Source organism: Streptomyces thermovulgaris, from assembly GCF_002155915.1.
Classification (GTDB): Bacteria; Actinomycetota; Actinomycetes; order Streptomycetales; family Streptomycetaceae; genus Streptomyces; species Streptomyces thermovulgaris.
This window is the reverse complement of the sequence record NZ_MUME01000405.1, coordinates 1-9,500: the sequence shown is the minus strand read 5'-3', so window position 1 is coordinate 9,500 and position 9,500 is coordinate 1. Positions and strand designations below refer to the sequence as shown.

Sequence of the window (9,500 nt, the reverse complement as noted above, 5' to 3'; positions counted from 1 at the left end):
TCTCAGGGCAATACAGCTAGTGCCCATGCTGGCAACGCTCGCCTGGTCGCACGTGGGCAGATACCTGACCGACCGCGGCCATTCTCCGCGGCCGGTGGTCTGCGCTCATCGGTGAAAGGGGCCGCCAGCGCAAGGCGACGTTGTTCAAGGAAGGCAGCAGTGCCGACATCACCATGAGCAAGTCACCACTACCGGGAGATGACACCTGCCAAGACCCGACGGCGCCAATCGCTCGCGAGCCCAATACGCGTCCCGCCATCGTTCGTGTCGGCTACCGAGCCTTCGACCGACAATCGACTCAACTCCCGTGTCTGGGGCCGACACTCTGATCTGAACTGGCCCGGCAGCGGACAGGGTATGTCCGCAACGTCCCGTCTGCTGAACGGCGTCCGGCACGCGCTCTCTCCGCACTGGACGCCGTTCGGCCCGTCCTCCGGGCGAACAGCGAGACTTTGCGGGTGATGCGGCGGTTGTCCTGCCCCTGGCCCGGCCGGAAACGGGTAACCGCCGTTCGCGCTGTTCAAATCTCTCCGTTGATCAATGCCTGCCGAAACATGGACCACTCTGTCGCGTCGAACCGTAGTGGCTCTAGGTGGGTGTTCTTCGAGTCCCGTACGGCGACGCCGCCTCCGGGGAGGTCGGCTATCTCGACGCAGTTGTGTTCCGGGCCGCTGGCCTTGGCCTTGCGCCAGCAGGCGGCGGAGAGGTCGTACGCGTACAACTCCGCCTTGGCGTAATTCACTTCCGGTGCCCTTCTTCTATCTGTGCGATTCGTGCGAGTGAGTCCTCCACCGGCAGGGCCGCGGCGCGGATGCGCTCGACCGCACTGGTGAAGGGTTGCGTGCCGTCGCCCTCAACGTAGGTGGCTCCGGTGAGGTTCTCCAACAGCACGACATCCGGTGTGGGGCCGGGGAAGCTGACCAGACCGAAGCCGCCGAACATTCCGGGGTGAGCGGTGGAGTCCAGCGGCATGATCTGCACGGTGACGTTGGGCATCTCGGCGATGTCCAACAGTTTGCGCAGTTGTTCGCGCATGGTGGCCGGCCTCACCTCGAAGCGGGTGTGCAGTGCGGCTTCGTGGATGATGGCCCACAGCTGCAGGGGATTGCCGGGTCTGGTCAGCACGGCCTGGCGCGCTTGACGGACCTCGGCGAGCGCTGCGATCTCCTGTGGTGTGCGTGAGTTGCTGGTGGCGGTCATCGTCTCGCGCGCGTAGGCGGCGGTCTGAAGCAATCCGGGGATTGCGAGAGGTGCCCACTCGCAGATGCGCTCGGCGTCGTCCTCCAGGGAGATGTAGTCCGCGTACGCCGGGGATACCACACCGCTGTAGGTCTGCCACCAGCCCTTCTTCCCTGCATCCTTGGCCAGGTTCTCCAGCGCCGTGAACACCTCGGGGTCCTCCACCCCGTAGAGGTCGAGCAGACCTGTGACCTCGGCCGGACGAATCTGCTGCCGGGCGTTCTCGATCTTCGACAGCTTGGGAACCTTCCACCCCATCGCGGTGGCGGCATCCTCCAGGGTCATCCCCGCATCGTTGCGGAGCCTCTTGAGCATCTGGCCGAGGCGTCGACGGCGGACGGTCGGCACCAAAGGTGAGTGCGGCATATTCGCAGTCTGACACTGCGCCAGGCCGCAACACGACCTGCTTTCAAGCATTGTTTCGCCAGATTGGGCAGAAAGGTTGCGGCATGACCGAGAAAGAGTCCACCCTTGGAAGAAAGGCGCGACACTCCGTCAACTCGTCGTCGCTGTGTGCTACTTGACCAGTTCCGTGCAGCTGCTGGCTGCGCGTGGGAGGCTGCCGTGTTCGAACTGGAGCAAGCGCAGACTGTTGCGAGGCCGGGGTTCTACTTACGGGTCAGTCCGAGTGGCTTTGCGGCCCATATGAGTGCTTCGCCGGCGCACCTGCGCCTGGTGCGCACGTTGGCGGAGAGTGCGCTGTGCGGGGCTGGTGTGAGTGCCGGTACTGCCGCGAACGTGCAATTGGTCGCCTCCGAGCTGATCGGTAACTCGGTACGTGCCTGCGGACGCCACGTTCCTTTGGTTGTCGAGGTCGAAGCCGAGGAGGACGGGGTATCGGTGAAAGTCCATGACCCCGAGCCCGGGCTGCTCCCCAGCCGTCGGCCGGTCGCGCTCGACGACGAGGAGGCCGAATCCGGTCGGGGGCTCGGCCTGGTGGACATTCTCGCTCCCGGCTGGCATGTCCTTCGCACGCCGGTCGGCAAGCAGATCGTGTGCACCTTGCCATACGCCGAAGGCGACGGCCATCCCTGAAGTCCTTGTCCGGGACCTCCCCTCTCACTCCTTGTGTCGGCAGGACGTTTTCCCGACCGGGGATATCAGATGGCCTGTACTCCGCCTGCTGCCGCTCAGCACGTGCTTGCTTCAACTCTCACCAGTTGGAGGACTGCCGCTTCCCCCATTACCTGGGCAGCGGGCCTCTGTTCCCGCGCCCGCACTCCAAGTCTGCTGCTGCGCAGGCCTGACCGTTTTCTGACTGAAGGAGGGCTTCATGCCCCGTTCCGAGCACTCGTTACCCTCCGAGAGAATCGTCGTCCTCGGCGCCGGCCCGTGTGGCCTGGCCTGCGCCGACGAACTGAGGCGGATGGGACACCATTCGTGGACGCTGCTGGAGGCTGCCCCTGCCCCCGGCGGTCTTGCCTCGTCCGTGGTCGATCCGGCCGGCTTCACCTGGGACCTGGGCGGGCACGTGGTGTTCTCCCACTTCGGCGAGTTCGACCGGCTGATGGGCGAGCTGTTCGGCAGCGGAGAGCTGCTGCACCACGACCGGTCCTCCTACATCCGCTTCCGCGACAGGTGGGTGCCGTACCCCTTCCAGCAGCACCTTCATCACCTACCGGCCGAGGATGCCGAGGCGTGTGTGCGTGACCTTCTGGTCGCCTGCCGACAGCGCGGGCAGGGTCTGCCTGCCGATACGGACTTCGCCACGTGGCTGCAGGGAATGTACGGGTCCGGCCTGGTGGAGCGGTTCTTCGAGCCGTACAACTGCAAGGTGTGGGCGACGACGCCCGAGCGGATGGCCTCGTCTTGGGTCGCAGAGCGCGTCGCGCCGGTGGACGCCGATGAGGTCCTGGCTGCTTTCTCCGGAACCGCCCGGCCCGGCAGGCGGTGGGGACCGAATGCGGCCTTCGCCTTTCCCGCCCGTGGGGGCACCGGTGAGATCTGGCGCAGGCTGGCCGCTCGTCTCGGTTCCCGGCTGCGGTCCGGCTCTCGCGTGGTCGCCGTCGATCCGGCGGTCCGTACGGTCACGCTCGAGGACGGTGATCTCGTCGGCTTCGACCGCTTGGTGGCCACGGGACCGCTCGACCGGCTCGTTGCCATGACCGTCGGCGCCCCGGATGCTGTGCGGGACGCGGCGAAGCAGTTGCGGCACACCACAGTTGCCATGGTCGGACTCGGCTACCGTGCTCCGACCACGGACGAGCGGTCGTGGCTGTACTTCCCGCAGCGGGATGTGCCGTTCTACCGGGCGACGAACTTCAGCAAGTACGCGCCCGCCAACGTGCCCGGTGCCGACACCAGCGCGTTCAGCGCGTGGATGACCGAGACCTCCGTGCTGCCCGGCACTCGGCTGGACGTCCGCCGCCTGATCGGTGACTGCGACCAGGCTGTGCGCCGTCATGGCCTGGTGCCGGAGCATGCGCCGCTGGCCAGTGCCCACCTGGAGCTGATCGAGTACGCCTACCCGGTGCCCACGCTGGACCGGGACACGGCCCTGGCCGCGATCGTGCCGTGGCTGGAGGCCCGCGGAATCTATCCGCGGGGCCGGTTCGGTACCTGGCGGTACGAGATCGGCAACATGGACCACGCCGTGAAGATGGGCATCGACATCGCCCGCCGCCTGGTGAACGGCACCACGGAAGAACTGCTCATCCCGGCCTCCGCGGCCATGGCAGCGACCGGAGGACGGGCATGAACGGCCGCCGCAGCACCACGACAAGGGTCTTCGCAGGACACCGCTTCCACATCGGCACCGACGCCGCCTTCCGCGTCGCCCAGGACCTCCACCTGCAGCGTTTTCTCCCGGAAATGGCCCCCGCCCGGCGGTGTGGGCAGCACACGACGGTCCGGGTGCACCACAACACGGATCTGTTCCGTGACCGCATGGACCGTCTCGCCGATGCGCCTTGGACCAAGGTGGTGCCGTTCCGCGGCGAGCCCTACCTGTTGTCCCGGGTCGGGGCAGTCTGCTGGTGGCGGCCTGACCCCGTCTCGCACCTGCCTGCTGACCATCTGTACGCCAAAGACCCACGCGGGCAGCTGCACATCGTGCTGCATCCGGGCACCGACCGCGGTGAGCGATATGTCCTGCGGGTGATCCGCGAGGTCGTTCTGCGCTGTGCCGAGCACCGAGGCTGGGCCGCGTTCCACGCCGCAGCCGGTGCGGTCGCCGGGCACGGGGTGCTGATCGCCGGGCCGTCCGGGGCGGGCAAGACCACGGTGCTGACCGCTCTGGCCGCACACCACGGCGCCGATCTGATCGGCTCAGACCGTGTGCTGGTCACCGAGGGGGCGACCAGCGTGGTCGGGGTGCCGCTGTCGGTGAGAATCGCCGGCGGCACTCTGTCCACGCTCGGCCCGGTCCAAGGCCTGCCATCCGGACGTCTGCTGCCGACAGACTTCGGTGCCGTGCGCAAGGCGTCCTGCACCCCGCAGGACTTCTCCCGCGCGTTCGGTGCCCGCGTACGGGAGAGCGCCCCGCTACGGCTTGTCGTCCTACCCCGCCTCAGCGACGACGACCAGCAGGTGAGCGGCACGCTCCTCTGCCCTCACACCGCCCGCTCCGCACTCGCCGGTGTGTGCTGTACCCCGCATGATGAGGACTGGCTGCGTCCCTGGTTCGCCGACCGCGTCCGCCCTGCGGGTGAACTGGCCCGCGGGGCGGACGGCCTCATGGACTTACTGGTCGCCCGCGTGCCGGTGATGGCGTTGACGGCCGGGGTGCATTCTTCGCATCTGCTGGAGCGGATCGCCGACGTGGTCACCCGGAGGCTTGCGTGATACCCAAGCGCATCGCACTGGTCGGCCCGGTGGCCTCCGGCAAGTCCACCCTCGCCGCCGCTATCGCCGCCCACACGAACCTGCCCCACATCGACCTGGACAACCTGTTCTGGGGCCCGGACTGGACCCCGGTCGCATCACACGTCTTCCACACCCGCCTCGCCGACGCCCTGGCCGCGGACACCTGGATCGCCGATGGCAACTACGGAGGCGAGGCCGCCGAGATCCTGCTGTCCCGCGCCGAGCTGATGATATGGCTCGATCTGCCCCTGCGGATCTGCTTGCCCCGGCTGGTTTGGCGCTCACTCGTGCGGGCCGCCACGCGGCAGGAGCTGTTCGCCGGGAACCGGGAGAGCTTCCGCCACTTGCTCTCCCCCGACTCGATCCTGCGCTGGGGCCCCGCCCATCACCACCGGCACCGACGCCGCTGGGAATCGCGCCTGGCCCCGGACCGGGCCTGTGGCCTGCCCATTGTCCGCCTCGATCACCCCGCCGCCGTCACCGCCCGGCTGCGATCCCTCGGACTGATCGCCCTGAAGGAGGCATGACCTGCTGTGATCGCCTCAGTCGTCCGCGTCCCCTGGCACACTGCCCACAGCGGTTACGACCGCCTCCTGGACCACCTGCCCGAAGTCCGGCGGATCACCCCGCCCACCGGGGCACTCACAGCCAAGGCCGCCCGCCGGGCCCGCCGCCTGCTCGCCCGTCACTGCCCGCTGCCCTTCTACCCGGCCGAGCACTTCGCCACCGATGTGCGTCTGCTGGCCTCTCGCCAACCCGCCCACGTGCTCTACGGCGACGAGCAGTATTGGTTCTCCCGCCGCCGCCTCGGCCCCACCGTCGTGACCTACCACCAGCCGCCCGCCCGCCTGCGACACCGCCTGCCACCGACGGGATGGCGGAAACTGGCACAGTCGGCCGACCACATCGTCGTCCTCGACCCCCACCAGCAGGCGTTCTTCACCGACCTGATGCCCGCCGACCGCGTGCACCTGGTGCCGCACGGCATCGACACCACCGCATTCCGTCCCGCGGGCGAGCCCGCCACCAGCCGGCCGCTGGTGCTGACCGTCGGCTGGTGGCTGCGGGACTGGGAAGTGCTGGACGCCGTGCACGAGCGGCTGCACCGCCGCCACCGCGACAGCATCGAGCTGATCGTCGTCACCCGCCAGGCCCACACCCGGCCCTGGCACCCGGCCGCCCACGTGCTGGAAGGCATCACCGAGCAGACCCTCACTGCTCTGTACCGGCGGGCCGCCGTGCTGCTGCTGCCGCTGCTCGATGCGACCGCCAACAACGCGCTACTGGAGGCGATGGCCTGCGGCACCCCGGTCGTCGCCACCGACGTCGGCGGCATCCCGCACTACGCGGGACAGAGCCGGGCCGCCTGGCTCACCCCGCCCGGCGACGCCGCTGCCGCGGCAGAAGCGGTCGAGACGATCCTCACCGAGACCGGCACCGCAGCGCACACCGTGCGGAGGGCCGCCGCACGTGAACGCGCGGAACTGTTCGCCTGGCCCGTGGTCGCCGGCCAGATGCGCGGTGTCTACCGGCTGCTGCAGGAGGGACGATGACCGGGACCGGAACGTGGCTGTCCCTCGCCGTTCCCGTGCTGCTGATGCTGCTGCTGGCCCGCGCGATCTGGGCATTCACCGCAGTGGAGATCTGCGCCCGCTGGCTGGTCACCTCCGCCCGCCGCACCCCTGTCCCGCCGACGCAGGAGGCGGTGCCGTGGCTGGTGGTGCTGCTGCCGATGCTGCGCGAGCAGTCGATCGCCGCGCAGGCGGTGGCGGCCTTCACCGCCCTCGACTATCCGTGTGACCGGGCCGCCATCGTGGTCGTCACCACCGAACGCGAGACCTCCGCCCGCGCCGAACAGCGCCGTCGGCTGGCGGCCCTGGCTGCCTGTGCCCCGCTCACAGCCGAGCGGCTGCGGGGCCTGTTCCCGGCCGCCCGCTGCCGCGAGGTCGCCGAAACGGTCAACGCTGCCGATCCGTCCGTCCGGCTGCGCGTGCTGACCGAGCTGTTCGACGCTGAGCCGACCACCGCTGAGATCGTGGCGACTCTCACCGCCGGCCCGGCAGGTGCCCGCCTGCCGCTGGTCCATCTCCACCAGCCCGATCTGGGCGGACGCAAGGCCGGACAGCTCAACTTCGCTCTCGACCGGCTTTCCGAGATCCTCGGCCCGCTCGGCTGGAACGAGCACGACCACGCCGACAACACCTACACCGTGGTCTACGACGCCGACGCCGTACCGGACAGCCGTACCCTGCAGGCTTTCGCCGCCACCGCAGCCGCCCACCGGGCCCGTACCGGCCGGGCTCCCGCACTCATCCAGCAGCAGCGGCTCCCGCTGCTGGCCCGTCGTCCCTTCCCCGCCGGACCCACCGGGCTGCTGCTGGCCGGGGAATGGGTCTACCAATTGCGGCGCTCGCTCGGCATCGAACTCGCCCGCATCCGCCTGCACCGCTGCCTGACCGCCTCCCGGCTGCCCGAGGCGGCACGGATGTGGCTGCGGCCGATGGTGTACGCAGTGGGCTGCGGCATGGCCGTCCACCTCCCGGCCGTCCGAGCCATCGGCGGATTCCCCGAACCGATGGAAGACCTCGGCACCGGACACCGGCTGTCCCTGCTCGGCGCCGACCTCACCACCGCACCCGTCGCCGTCCTGGACGAGCCCTACACCGAGCCATCAGGACTGGCCAATCTGCACGCCATGGCCTTCACCTCCTCCGCCCGCCCCGACCGGCACGCGGCTGCCGTGGCCCACCTGCCCACCACCCTCTCCCGCCCCGCCCGAGCCGTCCTGCTGGCCAGGGAATGGGCCGACGAGGCCGCCTGGCTCATCGGCGCCCCCCTGATCACTGCTGCCGTGGTCTCCGCCTGGTGGGCCGGGCCCGCATGGGTCGCCGTCGCAGCGGCCGGACTGCTGCTGCACGGGCCCGTCACCACCGCCCGGCTGCTGGCATGGGCACCCCGCCTGCACGCAACCGTCCACCCGCCACTGCGCCGGCAACTGCCCAGGCCCGCCCCCGCACATCCCCGCGCTCTCATCGCCGCCAGCCCACTCCAACCGTTCGTACGACTTGCTGGGCCCTGGCGCTGGATCTGGCAGAAGAGCACCGGACACCACCGCGGTTTCGGCAAGACTGAACGCTGACCTCTCTTCCAACCACCCGCCAGCGAGAGTGGAGTCCACCGTGGCCGACCCCGTCACTCCGATCATCCGCACCTCCGCCAAGGCCGTCGTCGTCCACGACGGCCACGTCCTTCTCCAGCACGCCACCTGGGAGGGCCAGGACTGCTACTTCCTGCCCGGCGGCGGCCAGCACCCCGGCGAACCCCTCGACGCCGCCGTACGCCGCGAAGTCCACGAAGAAACCGGCCTGACCGTCACCGTCGAGCAACTGCTGTGGCTGCGCGAGTACATCGGCGCCAACCACGACCACGCCGACACCGAGGCCGGCACCCACCGCATCGAAGCGATCTTCCTCTGCACTCCCGAAGGCGACCCCGACTGCCTCGGCGGCCACGCCGAAGACCACCTGCAGACCGGCCTGGAATGGGCCGAACTGGAAAAGGTGCCCGGCCTGAACCTGCTCCCCCACGCCCTGCGCCAGCCGATCGCCGACCTCGCCACCACCCGCCCCGCACCCAGCTACCTCGGCGACGTCGCCTGAACCATGACCATGCCGGACGGACGGATCCCCCACGGAGCCAGGGAGATCACCACCGGACAGGCCAACCGTGTCTGGTACATCGACGGGCCCGAGCCGTATGTGCTCAAGCACTACAGCGACCCCGCCCGCGCCGCCAACGAGGCCGAGGCCCTCACTCTCCTCAACCGGTACCAGACCCCAGCCCCCAGGCTCCTGGGCGCCGCCCCCGAAGCACGGCCGGCGTGGACTGCGCAAACCGCGGTCCACGCCGAACCCGTCCCCGCATCCCAGCTCTTGAAGGCACTGGCCGAACCCCTGACGACGATCCATCGCATTCCGGGCCCCCACGTCGGGCGCCTCGCCGGCGCCCGCCACCACCACAGGTGGCGCGACTACCTCCACGACCGTCTCGACACCTACGCCGCAGCGGCCCCCGACCTCGTCCGCACAGCAGCAGCGCTCCATCATGAACTCGACACTTTGGACGACAACATCCAGCCGAGACTGCTCCACCACGACCTGCAGCCGGGCCACCTCGTCCGCTCCCACACCGGCAAACCACTGCTGCTGGACTGGGAACTCGCCGCCTTCGGCGACCCGTTGTCTGACCTCGCCCGCCTAGCCGTCCGCCTCGGCCTTCCCGACCCCGCGGACACACTCCACCTCGCCCACCAACCCGGTCCGGCAGCCAACCGCCGCGTCCATCTGTACTGGCGCATCCACCTGCTCGCCGACGCGGCTCTCAGCACCGACCCCGTTGTTCGGCATCGCGGACGAACCCAGCTCTCGCAACAGCAAGTTGACCTGGTCCCCTGAGAC

The 9,500-nt window shown here is 69.4% G+C and carries 10 protein-coding genes; 8 read left to right on the top strand and 2 right to left on the bottom strand.

The genetic code is table 11. The annotated features are described in order from the left end of the window. Positions 1-520: 520 nt before the first annotated feature. Together CCN35_RS25320 and CCN35_RS25315 are read right to left on the bottom strand one after the other, a co-directional pair. Positions 521-742 carry a DUF397 domain-containing protein gene (locus CCN35_RS25320; protein ID WP_086794454.1) on the bottom strand — a complete coding sequence of 74 codons (222 nt, stop codon included), beginning with the start codon at positions 740-742 and terminating at the stop codon, positions 521-523. Beyond that, complete coding sequence (locus tag CCN35_RS25315; protein WP_086794452.1) at positions 739-1,605, bottom strand: helix-turn-helix domain-containing protein; 867 nt, start codon at positions 1,603-1,605, stop codon at positions 739-741. Before CCN35_RS25315 ends, CCN35_RS25320 begins: the two co-directional genes overlap by 4 nt. A gap of 198 nt (positions 1,606-1,803) precedes the next feature. Here CCN35_RS25315 and CCN35_RS25310 point away from each other — a divergent pair, with 198 nt between their 5' ends. The 8 genes from CCN35_RS25310 to CCN35_RS25280 all read left to right on the top strand — a co-directional run bounded on the left by CCN35_RS25310 (position 1,804) and on the right by CCN35_RS25280 (position 9,497). Next, complete coding sequence (locus CCN35_RS25310) at positions 1,804-2,274, top strand: ATP-binding protein (protein WP_245863454.1); 471 nt, start codon at positions 1,804-1,806, stop codon at positions 2,272-2,274. Between the two features lie 238 nt (positions 2,275-2,512). Further along, a complete protein-coding gene (locus tag CCN35_RS25305) occupies positions 2,513-3,937 on the top strand; it encodes a protoporphyrinogen/coproporphyrinogen oxidase (protein ID WP_067399958.1) in 1,425 nt (474 codons plus the stop codon). Next, on the top strand, positions 3,934-5,022 hold the full coding sequence (locus CCN35_RS25300; protein WP_086794450.1) for a phosphoenolpyruvate carboxykinase (ATP): 1,089 nt from the start codon (positions 3,934-3,936) through the stop codon (positions 5,020-5,022). Before CCN35_RS25305 ends, CCN35_RS25300 begins: the two co-directional genes overlap by 4 nt. Next, on the top strand, positions 5,019-5,570 hold the full coding sequence (locus tag CCN35_RS25295) for a P-loop NTPase family protein (RefSeq protein WP_245863452.1): 552 nt from the start codon (positions 5,019-5,021) through the stop codon (positions 5,568-5,570). Before CCN35_RS25300 ends, CCN35_RS25295 begins: the two co-directional genes overlap by 4 nt. A gap of 6 nt (positions 5,571-5,576) precedes the next feature. Then, a complete protein-coding gene (locus CCN35_RS25290; protein ID WP_067399951.1) occupies positions 5,577-6,596 on the top strand; it encodes a glycosyltransferase family 4 protein in 1,020 nt (339 codons plus the stop codon). Next, positions 6,593-8,182 carry a hypothetical protein gene (locus CCN35_RS28540; protein ID WP_158100438.1) on the top strand — a complete coding sequence of 530 codons (1,590 nt, stop codon included), beginning with the start codon at positions 6,593-6,595 and terminating at the stop codon, positions 8,180-8,182. The genes CCN35_RS25290 and CCN35_RS28540 overlap by 4 nt, the downstream gene beginning before the upstream one ends. Positions 8,183-8,222: 40 nt before the next feature. Next, entirely contained in the window at positions 8,223-8,702 is a 480-nt protein-coding gene (locus tag CCN35_RS28535; RefSeq protein WP_158100437.1) for an NUDIX domain-containing protein, read from the top strand. Between the two features lie 3 nt (positions 8,703-8,705). Next, positions 8,706-9,497 (top strand): phosphotransferase family protein, encoded by a 792-nt coding sequence (locus CCN35_RS25280; RefSeq protein WP_086794448.1) that lies wholly within the window; start codon positions 8,706-8,708, stop codon positions 9,495-9,497. The last annotated feature ends 3 nt before the right edge of the window (positions 9,498-9,500 follow it).

Coding starts and splice junctions, on each gene's coding strand:
- CCN35_RS25315 (WP_086794452.1), bottom strand. CDS start 1,605: ATGCCGCACTCACCTTTGGTGCCGACCGTCCGCCGTCGACGCCTCGGC.
- CCN35_RS25305 (WP_067399958.1), top strand. CDS start 2,513: ATGCCCCGTTCCGAGCACTCGTTACCCTCCGAGAGAATCGTCGTCCTC.
- CCN35_RS25300 (WP_086794450.1), top strand. CDS start 3,934: ATGAACGGCCGCCGCAGCACCACGACAAGGGTCTTCGCAGGACACCGC.
- CCN35_RS28540 (WP_158100438.1), top strand. CDS start 6,593: ATGACCGGGACCGGAACGTGGCTGTCCCTCGCCGTTCCCGTGCTGCTG.
- CCN35_RS25280 (WP_086794448.1), top strand. CDS start 8,706: ATGACCATGCCGGACGGACGGATCCCCCACGGAGCCAGGGAGATCACC.